This is a genomic window from Desulfallas sp. Bu1-1 (assembly GCF_015594625.1).
Taxonomy (GTDB): Bacteria; Bacillota; Desulfotomaculia; order Desulfotomaculales; family Desulfallaceae; genus JADNRQ01.
Genome location: NZ_JADNRQ010000034.1, coordinates 1 through 19,538, shown reverse-complemented (window position 1 = coordinate 19,538; position 19,538 = coordinate 1). Strand labels below are relative to the sequence as shown.

The following is a 19,538-nucleotide window of genomic DNA, read 5'->3' as shown; positions in this document are numbered from 1 at the left end:
CTATTGGGGTGGACGCCCAACTTTTTTGCCGCTTTACTGATGGTTAAAAGTTCCATGAATTTATGGTAGTTATTTTGTTATGTTTTGTCAATATTTGTTTGCTTGTTAGCAGCTGCTACATACCTCCCAAGTAAAATATATATTAATAATTTACGTCAAACCGTTAAACAATCCTGCCCAATTTCAGGTATTTCATAGATAAATATTTTTACATAAAATACCAGCCAGTACGGGAATACTGGGATCATACAATATTCAAAGCCCTTTCGGGGGCAAGGCTTCGGGGCTATGACGGGATATAAGAATAATAAAAAACAGCCGGTCCAAACCAGGTACCGGCTGTTCTGGGATGTTTATTCAACTTTGGGCCTGGGATAAAGACCGCTTCTTTCCACGATTTCCGGCACGACTTCCTCCCAGGCGATGGCCATAATGTGCACACCGTGTACACCCTTGATATTTTCTTTAATATACTTAATCTGCTCAATGCAGATTTCCACGCCCTCGCGTTTGGGGTCCTCGGCGTTTTTCAGCCGTTCCACCAGTTCATCGGGCACAATCATGCCGCTGACGTTGTTCTGGATGTACTTGGCTGCGCGCCAGCTCTTCATTGGCGTTACGCCGGCCAGGATGTGCACCCTTTCGTGGATGCCCCGTTCCCGGACCATTTCCATGAAGCGCTCGAATCGCTCCATATCGAAGATACACTGGGTTTGGATGAATTGAGCGCCCGCTTCAACTTTCTTTTCCAGGCGGGCCACCCGGAATTCAAACGGGTCGGCAAAGGGATTGGCCACGGCTCCGATGAAGAAGCGCGGCTCGTGTTCCTTAATTTCCTCACCCGAGAAAAACAGTTTTTCATCCCGCATACGGCGCAGGTAGTAAATCAGCTGCATGGAGTCAATGTCGTAAACGTTCTTGGCTGTCGGGTGATTACCGAATTTCTGGTGGTCGCCCGACAGGCAAAGCACGTTGCGCATCCCCAGGCTGTATGCCCCCAGCAGGTCGGACTGCATGGCGATCCGGTTGCGGTCGCGACAAGTCATCTGGACAATCGGCTCAATTCCGCAATCCAGCACATGTACGCCGGCGGCGATACTGGACAGGCGGACGATGGCGGTCTGGTTGTCTGTGATGTTTGTGGCGTCTACGTAGTCCTTCATCATTTGAGCATGATGGCGAATCCCCTCGGCGGAGGCATGCTTGGGCGGTCCAATTTCCGCAGTTACCGCAAAGTGGCCGCTATCGAGCAGTTTTTGTAATTTGCTTTCCGTTTTCAATCGATCATCACATCCTCCCTGACAGCCTTGCGCGGTCCGCCGTCACGGGACTTGGACCAGTCTTTGGGCGGCTGGAACTCCATCAGTTTATCAAGCTTGCCCAGCGCTTTCATTCTGTCATAGATAAGCTGCCAGGCGCAGTCCACGTCCTTGCTTATCTCGCATTTGCCGTACTGTGACCCGCCGCAGGGGCCGTTCAAAATGCTCTTTGAACAACGGATAATGGGGCAGATACCGCCTGTGCGGTGCAGAATGCATTCGCCGCACAGACCGCATTTTTCTTCCCAGTTACCATGTACGGTGGAGCCGCCGATAAATTTTGTATCCAGTGCCGGCACAACCCACTTATCCGTGAATCGCTCGGCAAGATATTGTACCCCGACGCCGCAGGCCAAAGAGACAATAGCGTCAACATCCCTGGTTAAATTGTCCAGGGCGGCAACATATTCGGGATCACACTGCCTGGTTGCAGTGTAGGTTACCGTTTCCAGCGGGTTATCCTCCATTTTACGCATAATACGCAACGAGGAAGCCAGGACTTCGGTTTCCTTTTCACCGCCGGCCAGACAGACGGTCACGCAACCGGCACAGCCAACCAGCAATACCTTTTTGCAATCGCTAATCATAGCGGCAATGTCTTTAACAGGTTTTTGTTGGGCGATAATCAAGCTGCGCCACCTTCTTTCTTGGCTTTCTTGTTCAGGGGATTGGGCCCCAGCTGTAATACGCGCTCGGTCATTTCCTTGACAATTTCAGCAAAACGCTGCCCCTGGGCGGCGGAAAGGTTGAAGAAATCGAGGCGGTCGCCGCCAAAGCCGATTTCATCAAGGATTTTCTTAACCTGACGCACACGTTTTTTGGCCCGGAAATTGCCCTTGAGGAAGTGGCAATCACCCTCCATACAGCCGGCCACGAATACTCCGTCAGCACCGTCTTCAAAGGTCTGCAGGAGCACGCGGTGATCTATGGTGCCTGAACAGGGCATTTCAACTATTCTAACGGTGGGGGCATACTGCAATCGCATCGAACCTGCCAGGTCCGCGGCGGAGTATGCTCAGTAATGGCAGCAAAACGCCACAATTTTGGGTTCAAATTCAGCCACCTTAACGCACCTCCTTGAATAAACCGTCGATCATCTTCAGGTACATGCGATCATTGTAACCTTGCAGGGTGATGGCTTTATTCGGGCACTCACCGGCACAGGTTCCACACCCCTGGCATAACACCGATTCGATTTCCGCTGCATAGTTATTGACGTGGGGTGCGCTAAAGGGACACAACCTTACGCAGGTCAGGCAGGCTGCGCATTTGTCCGGCTGGACCACCGCTACCACGCCGTGGGATTCCAGGGCGTCCTTGCTCAGAATGGTGGCGGCGCGTCCCGCCGCGGCCTTGGCCTGTGCTATGTTTTCTTCCATGTTCTTCGGCCCGTGGGCGATGCCGGCCATGAACACGCCTTCGGCGGCGGAATCCACCGGGCGGAGTTTCATATGCGCCTCCAGGAAGAAACCGTCGGCGTTCAAGGGTACTTTGAACAACCGGTTCAGTTTGGTGTTGTCTTCCGGTGGTAGTATGGCGGCGGCCAGTCCCACCACGTCGGATTCGATAATGATCGGCAGGCCGAGCACATGGTCTTTAACGGTCACTTTGAGGGTATCTCCGTCCTTTTCTACAACGGGTTTGTCATCGGTGGTGTAGCGGACAAAAATGACGCCCTTGGATCTTGCTTCCTCGTACAACTCTTCCAGGAAGCCGTATGTTCTGATATCCCGGTAAAGGACAAATACGTTGGTCTCCGGGTTCTTTTCTTTCAATTTTAGCGCCAGGCTGATGGACTTGGAACAGCAAACCCTGCTGCAATATGGTCTCTCTGGTTCACGGGAACCCACGCAGTTGATCAACACTACGTTCTTGGCATCCTTGACCCGGCCTTCGGCAATGGCTTCTTCCAACTCCAGGTGGGTCATCACCTTGTCGCTTTCGCCGTACAGGTATTCCGTGGGCTTGTATTCCCGGCCGCCGATGGCGATAACAGTTACGCCATGTTTGATGATCGTACCGTCGGTGAGCTCGGTGTTGAAATTGCCCACGTAACCGGAAACATCTTTGATTTCCGCGGAAGTGTATATATTAACCAGCGGGTTGTTGGTTACTTTGTCAATTAGATCACTGACAAACATCCCGATATCTTCGCCCTTGAAACCTTTTTTGATCCTCCTGGCGATGCCGCCAAGTTCCGCCGATTTTTCCACCAGGTGTACTTCGAAGCCCTGATCTGCAAGGCTTAAAGCGTTGGTCATGCCCGTTACGCCGCCGCCTATCACCAGGGCGGACTTGGTTACACCCACCGACCCTTGCTTGATCGGTTGGAGCAGGGTGGACTTGGCCACAATCATCTTAACCAGGTCCTTGGCCTTCTCGGTGGCCTTGTCCGGTTCGTGCATGTGCACCCACGAACACTGGTCGCGGATGTTGGCCATTTCAAACAGGTACCTGTTTAACCCGGCTTCCTTCAAGGTTTCCTGGAACAGCGGCTTATGGGTTCTGGGGCTGCAAGAAGCAACCACCACCCGGTTCAGCTTGTACTCGTCAATAATTTGCTTCATGTTTGCCTGGCTGTCCTGGGAACAAACATACAGGTATTCACCGGCGTATACGACATTGGGCAACTGCTTGGCCATTTCCACTACCTCGGGGACCCTGACTACGCCGCCGATATTGATGCCGCAGTTGCACACAAACACACCGATACGGGGCTCCTCACCGGCTACATCCCGCTCGGGCGGGAATACCCTTTCTTTGACCAGCGTACCGCGTACGTCGCCCAGCAGGCTTTCGGCGGCGGAAGCCGCGGCACTTGCCTGCATGACAGTTTCGGGTATATCCTTCGGACCGGCGAAAGTACCGGCCGCAAAAACCCCGGGCCTGGTGGTGCCAACTCCTGTCAGGGGAGCGAGTTCGGCAAAACCATACCTGTTCATTTGCAAGTCGAACTTTTGGCCCAATTCGGCGGCTTTCTTGGATGCCTGGAAGCCTACGGACAGTACGACCATGTCAAATTCTTCGGTGCTAATGCTTCCGTCTTCGTTGGCGTAGCGAATGATAAGGTTTTTGCTTTCATCCCCGGATTCGGTGATTTCAAATATGCGCGAGCGTACAAATTTTACGCCGTGCTCGTTTTTGGCTCTCTCGTAATACTTTTCAAAGTCCTTGCCGTAAGAACGCATATCCATCATAAAGATGGTGGTGTCAAGTTCTTCCGCGCTGTGTTCCTTGGCAATGACCGCTTCCTTAATGGCGTACATGCAGCAAACCGAGGAGCAATAATTATGCTTGATTCTAACGTTCCGGGAACCGACGCACTGAATCCAGGCGATCTTGCGTGGTTCCTTGTGGTCATAGGGCCTCACGAGGTGCCCGGCAAAGGGTCCCGAGGCGCTCAAAATACGCTCGAACTCAATACTGGTAACCACGTTGGGATATTTTTTATAACCAAAGTAGTAGAGGTCGGTGGGATCGCAAATTTCCGCGCCGGAACTGAGAATAATGGAACCCACTTCCACCTCGATTTCTTCATCCTGCATGTTATGGTCGATAGCCTCGCGCAGGCAGGCCTTGACGCATTCGCCACATTCCGAACAAACGGAACAATTCAGGCAACGCTCGGCTTCCCGGCGTGCTTCTTCTTCGTTGATGCCCAAAGCCACTTCGTCGAAGTTATTGATTCGTTTTTCGGGTTCGACGAAATTACCGTTGGTCCTGGGAGTTGAAACCATAACCGACGGGGCATGTTTCGGGAAGTCAGCCACGTTTTCCCGGGATGCCCAGTTAAACTTAATGGTGGCTTCCTCGCCCCTGAGGTAGCGGTCGATGGAACTGGCTGCTTTTTTGCCCGCGCCGATTGCGTCTACCACTGTGGCCGGTCCGGTGACTACGTCTCCGGCGGCAAATACGCCTGGTATGTTGGTGGCCAGGGAATCACCGTAAACAACGATAGTATTCTTTTTGGATAATTCAACGGCGCCGTTAAGACCCGATACGTCCGGGGTCTGCCCGATGGCGACAATGACATTGTCCACGTCGATGGTGAATTCACTGCCTGCCACAGGCACGGGACGACGACGCCCGCTTTCGTCCGGTTCGCCCAGTTCGTTCTGGATGCATTCCAGCCTGGTAACTTTGCCGCCTTCACCATGTACCACTACGGGACTGGTCAGCATTCTGAAAATGATGCCCTCTTCCTTGGCCTCCGTTATCTCTTCTTCGGCCGCGGTAATCTCCGACTCGGAGCGGCGGTAAACAATGGTTACCTCTTGAGCGCCGCAGCGCAACGCGGTACGGGCTGCGTCCATGGCCGTATTGCCGCCGCCGATCACAGCGACGCGTTTACCCAGTGTCACCTTTTCGCCAAGGTTGACTCGCCGCAAGAAATCGACACCGGAAATTACACCGTCCAGGTCCTCACCGGGAATATTCAGTGGGACGCCCTTATGCGCACCGATGGCGATAAACACGGCCTTATAACCCTGATTTAACAGGTCGTTGATAGTTAGCTGCGGCCCCAGCGGCGTATTAGTCTTGATTTCTACTCCCATTTTTTCCAGGAGGTTAATTTCCAGCTCCACAATTTTCTTGGGCAGGCGGTACTCGGGAATACCTACCCGGAGCATTCCCCCTGCTACCGGCAAAGCTTCGAAAATAGTTACCGAATACCCCTGCTTGGCCAGCTGGTAGGCGGCTGACAGGCCGGCGGGACCGGAGCCGATGATGGCAACCTTGAGGCCGTTGGCGGGGGCGACTTCCGGCAGAGGCAGCGTGTCCAGGTCGCGGTAAGCGACGTCGGCGGCAACCCGCTTCAGCTCCCTGATGCTGACCGGCTTATCTACGCTTTTGCGGTGACATTCCGTCTCGCAGGGATGGGTACATACCCTGCCGCAAACTGCCGGCAGCGGGTTATCCCTGTAAATTAACTGCCAAGATTCAATAAACTTGCCGTCTTTAATCAGCTGCACGTAGCCCTGGGCGTTGACTCCCGCCGGGCAGGCGGCTTTGCAAGGGGAAGTGCCCTTCTTTTCAATGGAATAGGCGGCGGGCATGGCCTGAGCATACATTTTATAAATGGCCTTTCTTTTGCCCAGATCGGCGTCAAACTCGCTTGGAACCTCCACAGGGCAGACGCCGGCGCATTCGCCGCAGCCGGTACATTTTTCCAGGTCAATGTACCGTGCTTGTTTGCGCAATTTTACCTTGAACTTACCCGGCTCACCTTGAACGTCAACAATGTCGGTCAACATGTGTTTTTCAATGTTCAGGTGTCTTCCGCACTCTACAAGCTTGGGAGAAAGGATACACATGGAGCAATCGTTGGTCGGAAATGTTTTATCCAGCCTGGGCATGGTGCCGCCGATGGCTGGTGATTGCTCCACAAGATATACATAATAGCCGGACTCTGCAAGGTCAAGTGATGCCTGGATACCGGAAATGCCGGCTCCTACTACCATTACTGCTCCCACTTTTTTATTATTCATGACATCACACCCGTCCTCTCGGTTTAGAGTCCATCCTGGCACACATATATTCCAAAACAAAACAGAAAATGGTTTAACCGAGTTGTTCACCGGGTTTTTCTATTCTTTTTCCGGCAAAATCAGGGCTCTTTCCATCAATGAGCACATGTGTACGTTTTTGGACTTGGCTTTCTCGGGATACCACTTGTTCAGGTCATTAAACTGGTCCATGCAGTTGTGGCAGGGCACTACCACGATTTCGGCGCCGGTAGCCACCACCTGGTCCACTTTCCGCTTACCCTTGGCTTTACGAATTTCGTTGAATTCCGGCATAGCCATACCGCCGCCGCCGGCCCCGCAACAGTAATTCATTTTGCCGTTGGGGTTCATGTCTACAAAGTTCTTGACAAAGCTTCTCAACAGCTCCCGCGGTGCTTCCCATACGCCTTCCTTGCGGGCTGTGTTGCAGGGGTCGTGGTATGTGACCACTTCGGTAATGGCGTCGGGGTCAAGTTTTAATTTGCCCTCTTTAACCAGTTCGTTCAGCAGCTCAAGAATGTGGCGAATGGGAAACTGTCTTCCCTTCCAGTAAGTTCTGTAGCCCCAGCGCATGGACCGGAAAGCGTGTCCGCACTCGGTGACGATCAATTCTTCGCATTCCAGGTCCGCAACCTCCTGCCACAGAGGCATGGAGATGGCTAAAAAGTCATCGGTTTGACCGGTGAACAGCGCGATATTGGTGGCGTCCCAGCGCTTGGTGCTGATGGTGTAATCAATGCCGGCGGCATAGAACAGCTTCAACGTGGTTTGCAACTCGTTCGGATAATATTTGATATCCCGGGCGTTGAAGCCGTAGAAATACTTGGCGCCTTTTTTGTTCAGCGGGATCTCGTAATTGGGATCGCCCAGTTCTTCCCGCAGCTCGTCCTGAATCCAATCCAGGGTTTCCTCGTAGTCCTCCTGGCTAACGTTCATCTGGTTGCCGGATTCTTTGTGCTCTTCGGCAATGGTCTGCAGGTAGCCGGGGATCTTATCCTTGTCCCAGGTGCCTCGCAAGGACCGCACCAGAGCGGCAATATTCACGTTCATGGGGCACTCGACGGTGCAACGCTCGCACATGGTGCAGTACCAGATATACGGATCCTTAAACACCTCCTCTTTCATGCCCAGCAGTACCTTGCGTAAGAACTTGCGCGGGTCCTGGTGTTCATGAATGTCGGAAAAAGGACAACCGGCGGTGCACATGCCGCAGGCCAGGCAATTAGTGAAATCGTAGTTATTGAGCAGGCCGGCGACCTCATCCCTGAACTTGGGGTTTAATTCGGCAGCTTTAATCGCTTCCATTTGAATTTAGCCTCCCTCCGGGTCTTGGCATACAAAACGGAGTATTTTTGTATAGCGCCTCCTAATTTGTGATTAAGAGGCGCTATATTTATATGTTTAATTAATATTCATTGGGTAGTTCGTTTAGTTGTGCCCGCGTAAAAACGGGGCCGTCCTTGCACACGTATTTACCGCCCACATTGCACCTGCCGCACATGCCGATACCGCACTTCATCCGGTTTTCCAGCGACATGATGATTCTTTCCGGCGGGAAACCGAGTTTTTCCAGTACGGGCATGGTGAACTTGATCATCACCGGCGGGCCGCAGATGATGGCATAAGCGTTATCCGAACTGGGTGCCACTTCTTCGGTGACGGCGGGGATAAATCCGACCCTGCCGGTCCAGCCGTCAACCGCGCGGTCAATGGTGGTAATCAAGTTGATATCGGGGCTCTTTTCCCAGGCGGCCAGTTCTTCTTTATACAGCAGCAGGCCGGGGTTACGGGCGCCGTAAATCACAGTTATATCGCCGTAATCGCCGCGGCGGTCGGGGTGCAACATGTAGGTGGCCAGAGAACGCAGCGTTGTAAATGCGAAACCACCGCCAATGATGACCACGTTTTTACCTTTGAATTCTTCCACCGGGTAATAATTGCCCAGCGGGCCGCGTACACCCACAATAGTGCCCTCTTCCATCAAGTGGAGGGCGGTGGATACAACGCCCACTTTGGCCACCGAGAACTTGAGGAACCCGGGTTCAGTCGGTGAAGAAGCAATGCCGAAGGGCGCCTCTCCTTTCCCGAACACGCATACCTCGGCAAACTGGCCCGGCATGTATGAAAAACTTTTTTCATCTTCTTCACTCAGGTACTGCAGGGTGAAGGTGTGGATGAGCTTATCCTCTGTTTCAGTAAAGTTTTTTACCAGTTTCATTGGCAGCGGTAGATATGGATTTTTCATTAACTATCCAACCTCGCTTCCGAACCCCGAATATCCTCCAGTACCACCCGGATGTCCATATTAACGGGGCAGTTTTTAATGCACCTGCCGCAACCTACGCAGGCGATTTCGTTGAAATTATCAACGAAATACTTGAACTTGTGCATAATCCTGTTGCGGTAGCGCTCTTTATTAGTACTGCGCGGGTTGTGACCGGAACCGTGCAGGGTAAAGAGCGGGAAGGCACAGGAATCCCAGTTGCGGACCCGGCAACCGTTGCAATCCACGGCGTCGTCCACGATGTCGAAGCAGTGGCAGGTGGGGCAAAGGTAAGTGCAGGCACCGCAGCCCAGGCACTTTTCATGGATCCTGTCCCAGATGGGATCATAGAAATTGACGTCCAACTTGGCTTTTAAACCATCGGTATTGACCCGGCAGCTTACCACAGCCTCTTCCTTGACTTTGGCCGCGGCTGCTTTATCAGCGTCCGATGCGGCGGCGAAACCGGCTTTTTCGGCCAGCTCCTTGCCCTTATCTGAAACAGGTTCCACCACGTAGGCGTCCCCGGTGTCAACCAGCAGCAGATCCAAACCCTTGGTGTCAAACGGCCCGCCGTTGACCGAGGTGCAGAAGCAGGTGCTGGCGGGGCTGTTGCATCCGATGCCGACCAGGATGGTGTTGTTGCGCCTGGTCAGGTAATAGGGATCCTGGTACTTGTCATTGTTAAAAACGTTGTCCAGCAGGGTCAGGCTCCGGGCGTCGCAGGGACGAACGCCGAAGACCACTTTTTTCCGGTCGTCCACCGGTGCTTCCAGCTTGGCGCCTTCATTGGTTACATTATAGCTGAACAGCTTTTCAGACTGCGGGAAAAATATTTCCTTGACGGGAAGCTTGGTGATTCCACCGTCCAAAACCGCGTCAGTTCCGGAACAAATTTGTTTAAACAGTGTATAGCTGCCTTTTTGGACGGGCGCAAAAACCTGGTAGTCGCTAATTAATTTATCCAGGAAGCTGGGTATCTCTTTTTTGCTTACTATCATCGATTTCACCTCATTCCTTCACCAAGAAAGGTTCTGGGTCATCAGCTGTGAATGTGGCAAGGGCCGCCTTGTCTTCCATATTGACGCCGGCCTCGGCGTTAAACAGTTCCTTAACGTCCTTAACCAGTTTACGGGTTAAAAGACGCAGGTTGATACCCATGGGGCAGGCCCTCTCACAAGCTCCGCAATCGGCACAACGACCGGCACTGTGGAATACCCTAACTGCCTGGAATAAAATATTGTCCTGGATGTCCGCCGCACTTTTGCCGATCCACTGCGGCGTGCTGCAATCCACGAAGCATTCTTCGCAGTAGCACATCGGGCAAGCGTTGCGGCAGGCATAACACCTGATACATTTGCTGAATTCTTCGGCCAGGTACGCACGGCGTTCCGCCGCAGTTTTGGCCTCAAATTCCTTGATCTCGGCGAAATCGTCTTCGCCCTTTTCCGGAAGAAGTTCTCCGATGAGTTCGTCATAAACCACCGGGTTGCCGTAGCGGCAATCCTGGCAGGAATTGTGCAGCAGGTCGGCTACCCGGGCGGTTTCACTAAAATCCTTGCCTTTGATTACAACGGTATCGCCGTTGTCTTCAATTTCCAGAACATCCTTGCCGCCCACCAGCTGGTTGACCTTTTTGCGGTCAATCATGCCGCTGCACGGCACGCCGATGATGTACAGGTTATCCCGGTTGATCTGGTTTTCCTTGACCAGGGCAACAATGGATCGCACGTCGCAGCCTTTGGCCACCACGGCAACCTTGCCTTCCCTTTTGCGCAGGTAATTGGCCAGGTTGTTTTCGCAACCCCTGTTCCAGGTAAGTTTATCCGCTTCTTCGGGGGTACGGGCGAATAAAGGCGTTCCGCGTAGTGGAAGGCTGCCTTCGGCAAAGCCCACCACCAGGTCAACTTTCTTCTCTTCCAGCAATTTTTTGGCTGCGTCTTTTATTTGAGCTGCTAGTTTTTGCATCCGCAACACCCCGATTCGCTACTAATTAGACCCTTGTTGGGGCCGATTTCCTTGACTTTTGCCGTAACTCCCCTGACCAGTTCGGCAAAACGCCCGCCTTCAGCCGCTGAGACCCAGGAGAAATTGACGCGGCCTTCGTCCACCCCGATATATTCCAACAGGTTTTTCAGCAAGGCAAATTTCCTACGGGCCACCAGGTTGCCACTAACATAGTGGCAGTCACCGGGGTGTCACCCGGAGGTGAGCACGCCGTCAGCGCCGTGACGGAGAGCACTGATAATGAACAGCGGGTTGATTCTTCCGGTGCAAGGTATGCGTACCACCCGGATATTGGGCGGGTACTGGATACGACCTATACCGGCCAGGTCGGCGCCGGCATAACTACACCAGTTGCATAGGAAAGCCACAATTTTGGGTTCGAATTCCATATCCGTTTCCCTCCCCCATCTATAGCGCGTTGATCATGGCCACTAATTGCTGGTTGGTGCAACCCTTGACGTTTATTGCTCCGCAACGGCAAGTGGAGGCACAGGCACCACACCCTTTGCAAAGGGCTTCGTTGACCACGGCAACTTTTTCTATCGGATCTACCTGCACGGCCTTGGCCGGGCATACTGATTCGCAATCGCCGCAACCGGCGCACTTCTTCTTATTGACAAAGGCGCATTTGCCTTCAACCGAAATGGACTGCTTGGCCAGCACTGTACATGCGCGTCCCACGGCTGCTTTGGCCTGGGAGATATTCTCCTCCAGGTTCTTGGGACCATGGGCCAGGCCGCACATGAATACGCCGTCGGTTCCAAAATCCACGGGACGCAGCTTCATGTGCGCTTCGAGGAAGAAACCTTCCTGGTTGAGCGGAACCTTGTAGAACTGGCTCAGCTTGCCGTTGGTTTCCTTGTCGGCAACGATGGCAGCCGCCAGTCCAACCACATCGGCGTCTATTTCCACGGGTACGCCCAGAACATGGTCGGTTACCGTTACTTTTACGCTGTCCGGGCCGGCCTGTACAACCGGTTTGTTTTCAACGGTATAGCGGATGAAGATAACACCCTTGTTCCGCGCTTCACGGTACATTTCCTCGAAGAAACCGTAAGTCCTGATGTCGCGGTAAAGGACGAACACGTTGGCATCAGGGGTGATTTCCTTGATTTTCAGGGCCTGCTTGACCGACTTGGTGCAGCAAATCCTGCTGCAGTATGGGCGCTCGGCATCGCGGGAGCCGACGCACTGGATAAATACCACGTTCTTGGCGCCGGTTATCTTGCTGTCCTTGGCGGCCAGGAGACCTTCCAATTCGAGGAGGGTCATCACCCGGTCGTTTTGCCCGTACAGGTACTCGGTGGGCTTGTATTCTTGAGCACCGGTGGCGATAATGGTTACGCCGTGTTTTACAACCTCACCGTTGCTCAGAGTGGTTTCAAAGTTGCCGACGAAACCGTGCACTTCGGTAATCTCGACACCGGTGTAGACCTTGATATTTTCATCGGCATTGACCCGGGCCACGAGGTCGTTCACGAAACCGGGCACATCCTCGCCCCTCATGCCGAAACGCAAGCGGTTGGCGATGCCGCCCAGGGAATCGGTTTTTTCCACCAGGTTAACCTTGTAGCCCTGCTTGGACAGGTTGATGGCGGCCGTCATGCCGGAAACACCACCGCCGACCACCAGGGCGTCGTGGTTCATATCCAGGGTAACGGGATAGATGGGCTCGAGCAAAGCGGCTTTGGCCACGGCCATTTTAACCAGGTCCTTGGCCTTGGCTGTAGCCTTCTCGGGCTCGTGCATGTGCACCCATGAACACTGGTCGCGGATGTTGGCCATTTCAAACAGGTTGGGGTTGAGGCCCGCTTCCTTTAATGTCTCCTGGAACATCGGCTCGTGTGTCCGGGGACTGCAGGATGCCACCACAATCCTGTTCAAGCCGTGCTCTTCAATGGCCGCTTTAATCTGGGCCGCCGTATCCTGCGAGCAGGCGTAAAGCTTATGATCTGCAAATACTACACCAGGCAGTGTCTTGGCATATTCCACCACTTCGGGTACGTTGACCACGCTACCGATGTTGATGCCGCAGTGGCAGATGAAAACGCCGGTTCTGATGATTTCACCGGTTACATCCTTTTCGGCCGGGTACTCCTTGGCCTTGGTCAGGGTGCCGCGCACCGCCGCCAAGTCCGCTGCCGAATCCGCCGCCGCTGCGCTGGCCTGCATTACGGTTTCGGGAATATCCCGCGGGCCGCTGAACGCGCCGGCCACGAATATGCCCGGTTTACTGGTGCCTACACCGGTAAGATTGGGCGGTTCGCAGAAATTGAACTTGTTCAAGTCCAGTCCCAGCTTGCCGGCCAGTTCCACCATTCCGGAAGCCGGCTCCAAACCGAGGGAAAGCACTACCAGGTCGAAGTCCTCATAGCTGATGGAGCCGTCTTCGTTGGAATAGCGAATGCGGCAATTGCCCGAACCGTCGTCGGCTTCCGTCACTTCAAACACGCGGGAACGGATGAAACGCACACCGTGCTCCAGTCTGGCCCGGTCGTAATACTTTTCAAAATCTTTGCCGTAGGTGCGCATGTCCATATAGAAGATGGCGGTATCCAGCGGGTAATGGGTATGCTCCTTGGCGATAACGGCTTCCTTGATGGCGTACATGCAGCAAACCGAGGAGCAGTATCCGTGCTCGATCCTGCAGTTGCGTGAACCGGCACACTGAATCCAGGCTATTTTTTGCGGTTCCTTGCCGTCCGAAGGTCTTTGGAGATGCCCGCCGAACGGTCCGGAAGCACTGAGGATACGTTCAAACTCAAGGCTGGTCAGGACATTGGGCAGTTTGCCGTACCCATAGTACCATAACTGGGTTACGTCGAACTTCTCAAAGCCTGGGCAAAGAATAACGGAACCAACCTGGATTTCAACAGTTTCATCCTGCATCTCGTGGTTGATTGCGTCAGCCTGGCAGACCTTGAGGCATTTGCCGCAAGCCTTGGGATTTTTAATTTTTAAACACTTGGTGGCATCAATGGCGTAAGCATTGGGATACGCCTGGGCATAAAGCTTGTAGATGGCCTTTCTTTGATTGAGACCCTGGTTGAACTCGTCTCCCACTTTCACAGGGCATTCCTCGGCACAAGACCCGCAACCGGTGCATTTTTCCGGATCAACATAGCGAGCCTTTTTATTGATGGTGACATTGAAATTGCCGGGCTCACCCTGAATGTCCACCACTTCCGCATTGGTCATAGTGTTGATGTTCAAGTGTCTCCCGCAGTCAACGAGCTTGGGAGACAGGATGCACATGGAGCAGTCGTTTGTGGGGAAGGTTTTGTCCAGCATCGGCATGGTACCGCCAATAGCGGGTTTCTTTTCCACCAGGTATACATAATAGCCTGATTCCGCCAAATCAAGCGATGCCTGTATACCGGCGATACCTGCGCCAACTACTAGTACGGCTCCGATCTTATCAGGTTTTGTACTCATCTAAGCATCACATCCGTCCTCCTAGTTTGGCATCACAAAATTAATAAACTTTCCGCTGGGCCGGGAAAATTCCGCGAATCAACCGGCTGCCCGGACCGGTTGCCGAAGGTATGAGCACAATCACCGTTGGGTTTGTTAATCGCTTAACCAGGCATATGGTTAATCAACTGGCTCTTTACGGGAGTTGGATGATGAGAGCTTTTTGGTTTTGGAAGCATTGGTCTGAATAATCTTGATACTGTTTGATATCACGAGATTGTGTATACCTGTCCATAGTATAATATCTGGTGCTTTCGCTGTCAAACAGGTTTGAGCCTACTTCCCCCGGCATTCAGCGGCCAAAAAATGTTATAAAAAGGCGGCCACGTTAGCCGCCTTTTTATAACAGGACCGGCTGTTTAAGTCGGCCTTAATTAATTCTTAATTAATTATCTTGAACGGAAAGTCTTGAGGAACGAGTCGCAGTAAATATCCTTGTTCAAAAGTATATTGGCTGCCGCCACGGCGTTGAGGAGTTCATCGTCATCAACGTCCGCGATGGCCGAATCAAGCCCGCAGGCCATGCTCATGATCAGGAATGTGCGGTTGATCAGGTGCCTGTTGGTGCAACGCTGGGAAGCATTGCTTAACCCCATGGTGGTACGCGGCGGCGGGTCGGCCAGCGTTTTAATCATTCTGAGGGTCTCCAGAACCTCCACGCCGTGCTCCTGGGCCACGTTGCAGGGGAGCATCAGCGGGTCGATATACAGGTCTTCCATGGGAATACCGTGCATATCACAGTTGACCACGATCTCCATGGCCAGGGCGATGCGGTCGGAAGCGCTTTTAGGCACGCCTTTTTCGTTCATGGCCAGACCGATAATGGCTGCGTTGTACTTGGCGGCCATCGGCAGGTAAATATCCATCTTGAACTGGTCCGCAGTCGTGGAGTTGATCATGGCCTTGCCCTTGTGCACTTTTAACCCGGCCTCAATGGCGTCTGGGTTGGTGGAATCAATGCAGCACGGCAGGGGAGCCGCCTCCTGCGCCGTTTTAACCAGCCATTCCATTACGGCGGGCTGGTCGGCCGCTTCAACGGTAGGGCCGGTATTGATATCCAGATAAGCGGCACATTGTTCGTACTGGCGCCTGGCCCAGTACCTGACGGGTTCCGGATCCCTGTTTACAATGGCCTCCCGGATATCCTTGAACATGCCATTGATCCGCTCGCCAATAAGGATCATGCTCTTTGCCTCCTCTTATTTTTAATAAGCATTGCTTTCCATCATTTTGTCAATGTGCGCTTTCACCTGTTTAACCGATTCAGGGTGACGCAGCACCAAGATGGAACCGCCAGCTTGAATGAAAGTGGTAGCAGTAATTACTTCCCAGAGAATGGCGCGACGCTCCTGGGCGCCCCATTCCGGAGTTTCGTCGCTGGGGCTCTTGGCTTCCTTAGCTTTCCATGCTTCTTGTCCGACAAAGCAGATTACAGGCATGGCCAGCATCTTATCGCCCATCAGGGCGCCCATTCTGGCCCTTTCCATGATGGAGTAAGCGTATTCAATGCCGTAACCCAGCGCGCCCACCAGCGGGTCAATGGCAATCCGGTTGGCCGGCAGGTTCATTTCAGTCATCAAAATATTTAATTGCTTGGCCAGGTTAATGTCCAGCGGGCTGGAAGCAATAACGTTGTGGCCGTTAACCATGGCGGTCGCGGTGATGGTCTTGTAATTTTTCTCGGTTGCGCAACCGATCAGGCAGTTTTTGCCGTTCAGAGCCTCACCCACTTTTTCCAGGACCTGGGCGTCCTTTTCCTCAACGCCACACCCGATTACGATCAGGGGTACGTTAATGGCGTCGGCCACCGCCTTAGCCGTTGCCGCGCAATCTTCCGGTGAAGCGTCTTTAAAATCCGGATGCGCGCTCATTAAACGGAGGGCAACTACATCAGCGCCGTATTCCACGTTTTTCTTGGCCCAGGCCACGGGATCCCCCAGCACACCTTCGAATGGCTGCTTGAGAATTTCCGGCCAGTCAGTGGGCTCAAGGTCCCAAACTTCCAGGGCCATAACCGGTTTATTGGGTATTTCCCCTTCAAAGTGCAAGAAGGGCAATGTGCTTTCTCCGCCCACTTTAACAGCGTTGGGCTCGGTGCCCAGCACCATTTCGCCCACCTTGCTGGTCCATTTTTCCTTAGCTATCGTAACAGCCATTGGTTCCGCTCCTTTCTGCATTAAAAGGCAAATTTTGCGGTTTTACAGGATGGCAGCATTTTTTAAAATTTCATTCACCGCTGCCACCACCGGTGAGTCATCGGGCAAATCAATCAAAGGCTTGCCTAACAGGTCGAATTCCATTACTTGTTCGTCGGCAGGTATAGTGCCGATTAATTCGAGACCGGTTTTTTCGATCTCGGGTGCCAGGGAGTCGAAGTTATCCGGGTTCACCCTGGATACAACCAAGTACATTTTTTTTATGTCGAGCTTCAGGTTTTCCACCAGTTCGCGGACCCTGCCGGCTGAGCGGATGCCCCTTGCGGAAGCATCGCTGGTGATAAAAAGCACGTCAATATTCTGGGTGGTCCGCCTGCTGAGGTGTTCAAGGCCCGCTTCGTTATCCATAACCATGTAAGGATAGTTTTTACTCAGGTCGGCGACAAAACCTCTCAGGAGGTTGTTGGCGTAGCAGTAACAGCCTGCACCCTCGGGACCGCCCATCACCAGCAGGTCGACATTATCGCCTTCGGACAGCGACTGGTGCACTTTGTATTCCACGAATTGGTCTTTGGTCATACCTGCCGGCAGGGGTTCAAGGTTGTTGTTGATGCGAACCAGAATATCCGCAATGGAACCCTCTATTTCCATGCCCAACGCCTCGTTGAGATTGGCGTTGGCGTCCGCGTCCACGGCAAAAATAGGCTTCTTGCCCGCCTTGATTAATTGCCGGATTATCAAAGAGCATAATGTGGTTTTTCCTGTGCCACCCTTTCCAGCCACTGCTATGTTGAATGCCATAAATGATTCCTCCCCTGTTTATTATTTGATAACATTACCGTGTTCAATTCAGGTTTACACATACCCACACTTGCTCTAAATATTATAGGGTTGTGTTACGCGCTCCAGCGCTGCTTGATGAACGACGGGATTCCGGCGGATTCACGCGGGCCGACCAGTACCTCCCAGCCGCTCAGTTCTTGCAGTTTGCCGCTTAACACGGCTACGCCGCCCGGGATGATTACCTTCCTGTGGGAAACTTTATCGGCAATACCGCAGGTGTTCAGCATTTCGGTAATCTTTTCCGGAGTGAACTTGCCGGCGGCCCAACCGGTCAGAACGGAGATTCCGTCTGTATCCACCGGTAGAATATAAGCATCGATCCGGCCGGCTTCCACGTCACCCTGCACGCAGAAATAGGTGAGCGAGAAGTTGGTGGTTACAAATACCGGTGCATCCGGACCGGGGTTGCCGACTTCGTAAATCTTGGATTCCACCGCGATCGGCTTCTGCGGGTCGGTGTAAATGTTCAGGCGCAGGGTAATCAGCGGTAACACGTCGGCGGGATCGGCGGTATTTAATACCACGATGCCGGCGTACTTGGCAATATAAACCCCGGCGTCCACAATGGCCTGAATGGGATCAGGATTGTCGGCAAAGGTGATCGTGGGGTAACCGAACGGCCGGAATCTTTTCAGTGCCTGGCGGCGGATTTGGGTCTGGTCGGCCAGAACCTTGTTGACTTCGCGAGCGCCCGAGTCAAGAATAAGTTTCTTGTATCCGGCTTTTTCTACAAGCGCGGCCAGTTCTTCCAGGTTGGCCCCTTTGATTACTACGGGTGCGTCATATTTTTTGGCCAGACCGATCATGGCGTCAAAATTGGCCGCATTGGCACCGCAAATCAGCGGTGCGTTCGCACCCGCCACTTCCAGCGCTTTTTCCATGGCCGCCGGGTCTTCACTAATCAGTACCAGCGGGAATTGGGTATTGTCCTGTACGGTTTTAACCGCTTCGGCAAACTTAGCGGCGTCACCGGAATTGTTCACCACCGCGACCAGGTTGACACTGTGAACCTGGCCCACGCGGTCAAATACCAGCTTGTTGATTTCCTGAACTTTGGATGCGATTTCCGCATCGGAGTCACTTACGGAAATGGCAATACCCGTGGGATGTTCAAACCGCTTGTCGTGGCGGAAAAGAACGGTCTCGTTGCCGAGCTCGAGTTCTTTTTCGCCTTTGCCGATTTTAACCAGCGCCACCGGCGGGGCAGAAGCTGAATCCAGCGCTTCTTTTGCGGCGTCGCTTACGTGGGGGCACTGGTCCAGGCTGGCCTTGCCGCTGGCCAGTTGCATGGCAAAAGCCAGGCAGGTGGGTTGCCCGCAATCTTTGCAGTTTGTTTTCGGCAACTGTTTAAAGATTTCTAAACCTGTTAAACCCATTACTCCATACTCCTTTCTCTGGATCACTTGTCGTATATATGGAACACACTCCGGCGGAACCTTTTTAAGGCTCCGCCTATGTGTTCCTGTAACTCGAAAGGAAATGCCGACTACCGTTAACAGTTATTACATCAACGGATCCATGGTCAGCGCGGGGTGCCCCTTCTCCTCGAGGAAGGGCAGGATCTCCTCGCCGCTGGTGCCCACGGTTTCATCGGCGATCTTATCCACGAAGTCCTTGCCCAGCCCGGCGTTCTCGGCCGCCTCTTCCAGCGCGGCGCGCAGCTCTTCCTTCAGTGCCTTGGGCATCCACACCAGCCTGCCCAGTCCGCCGTCGGCGGGCACAAACTTGGGCGAAGCCAGGTAGGACTTACCGATACCCATGAAGCCGGGCATCTGAGCGCCGCCGCCGATGGTGCCGGCCAGCGTGCTGAAGGTCATCCCGGACGGGGTCATGCCGCCGTGTTCCCGGTTGACCACCATGAAGCCGTTGCACTCGGGCACCATGGCCAGGATGCACTCGAAGCAGCCGCAGGAGGTCATCGGGTATTCCATGATGGTGTAGAAGTTGACGGCCTCGATGTTGCGCTGCG

The 19,538-nt window shown here is 53.4% G+C and carries 14 protein-coding genes and 1 pseudogene; all 15 read right to left on the bottom strand.

Annotated elements, in window-relative coordinates; genetic code table 11:
- Nucleotides 1–353 precede the first annotated feature (353 nt).
- The gene (locus tag IT084_RS16980) at nt 354–1,280 is read right to left on the bottom strand and encodes a methylenetetrahydrofolate reductase (protein WP_195714072.1); all 927 of its coding nucleotides are present in this window, start codon (nt 1,278–1,280) and stop codon (nt 354–356) included.
- A complete protein-coding gene (locus tag IT084_RS16975) occupies nt 1,277–1,948 on the bottom strand; it encodes a methylenetetrahydrofolate reductase C-terminal domain-containing protein (protein ID WP_195714071.1) in 672 nt (223 codons plus the stop codon). Before IT084_RS16975 ends, IT084_RS16980 begins: the two co-directional genes overlap by 4 nt.
- Nucleotides 1,945–2,382, bottom strand: coding sequence for a hydrogenase iron-sulfur subunit (locus tag IT084_RS16970; protein ID WP_195714070.1), 438 nt, complete (start codon nt 2,380–2,382; stop codon nt 1,945–1,947). Before IT084_RS16970 ends, IT084_RS16975 begins: the two co-directional genes overlap by 4 nt.
- A gap of 1 nt (nt 2,383) precedes the next feature.
- Entirely contained in the window at nt 2,384–6,808 is a 4,425-nt protein-coding gene (locus tag IT084_RS16965; RefSeq protein WP_195714069.1) for an NAD(P)-binding protein, read from the bottom strand.
- 99 nt (nt 6,809–6,907) lie between these two features.
- Entirely contained in the window at nt 6,908–8,131 is a 1,224-nt protein-coding gene (locus IT084_RS16960) for a (Fe-S)-binding protein (RefSeq protein ID WP_195714068.1), read from the bottom strand.
- Nucleotides 8,132–8,231: 100 nt separating this feature from the next.
- Nucleotides 8,232–9,071, bottom strand: a complete 840-nt coding sequence (locus tag IT084_RS16955; protein WP_195714067.1) for an FAD/NAD(P)-binding protein — start codon at nt 9,069–9,071, stop codon at nt 8,232–8,234.
- Nucleotides 9,071–10,090, bottom strand: coding sequence for a 4Fe-4S dicluster domain-containing protein (locus tag IT084_RS16950; protein ID WP_195714066.1), 1,020 nt, complete (start codon nt 10,088–10,090; stop codon nt 9,071–9,073). Before IT084_RS16950 ends, IT084_RS16955 begins: the two co-directional genes overlap by 1 nt.
- Before the next feature lie 10 nt (nt 10,091–10,100).
- Nucleotides 10,101–11,057, bottom strand: a complete 957-nt coding sequence (locus tag IT084_RS16945) for a 4Fe-4S dicluster domain-containing protein (protein ID WP_195714065.1) — start codon at nt 11,055–11,057, stop codon at nt 10,101–10,103.
- Nucleotides 11,045–11,485: a hydrogenase iron-sulfur subunit gene (locus IT084_RS18340; protein ID WP_243277046.1), complete on the bottom strand. Its 441-nt coding sequence runs from the start codon at nt 11,483–11,485 to the stop codon at nt 11,045–11,047. The genes IT084_RS16945 and IT084_RS18340 overlap by 13 nt, the downstream gene beginning before the upstream one ends.
- 19 nt (nt 11,486–11,504) lie before the next feature.
- The gene (locus tag IT084_RS16930) at nt 11,505–14,531 is read right to left on the bottom strand and encodes a CoB--CoM heterodisulfide reductase iron-sulfur subunit A family protein (RefSeq protein ID WP_195714062.1); all 3,027 of its coding nucleotides are present in this window, start codon (nt 14,529–14,531) and stop codon (nt 11,505–11,507) included.
- Nucleotides 14,532–14,959: 428 nt separating this feature from the next.
- Nucleotides 14,960–15,754: a methyltetrahydrofolate cobalamin methyltransferase gene (locus tag IT084_RS16925; RefSeq protein ID WP_195714061.1), complete on the bottom strand. Its 795-nt coding sequence runs from the start codon at nt 15,752–15,754 to the stop codon at nt 14,960–14,962.
- Nucleotides 15,755–15,775: 21 nt separating this feature from the next.
- Nucleotides 15,776–16,726 carry an acetyl-CoA decarbonylase/synthase complex subunit delta gene (locus tag IT084_RS16920; RefSeq protein WP_195714060.1) on the bottom strand — a complete coding sequence of 317 codons (951 nt, stop codon included), beginning with the start codon at nt 16,724–16,726 and terminating at the stop codon, nt 15,776–15,778.
- A gap of 42 nt (nt 16,727–16,768) precedes the next feature.
- Nucleotides 16,769–17,527, bottom strand: a complete 759-nt coding sequence (locus IT084_RS16915) for an AAA family ATPase (RefSeq protein WP_195714059.1) — start codon at nt 17,525–17,527, stop codon at nt 16,769–16,771.
- A 95-nt stretch (nt 17,528–17,622) separates the two neighbouring features.
- On the bottom strand, nt 17,623–18,945 hold the full coding sequence (gene acsC, locus IT084_RS16910) for an acetyl-CoA decarbonylase/synthase complex subunit gamma (protein WP_195714058.1): 1,323 nt from the start codon (nt 18,943–18,945) through the stop codon (nt 17,623–17,625).
- 126 nt (nt 18,946–19,071) lie between these two features.
- Nucleotides 19,072–19,538, bottom strand: a pseudogene (locus IT084_RS16905) (CO dehydrogenase/CO-methylating acetyl-CoA synthase complex subunit beta); the annotation flags it as partial.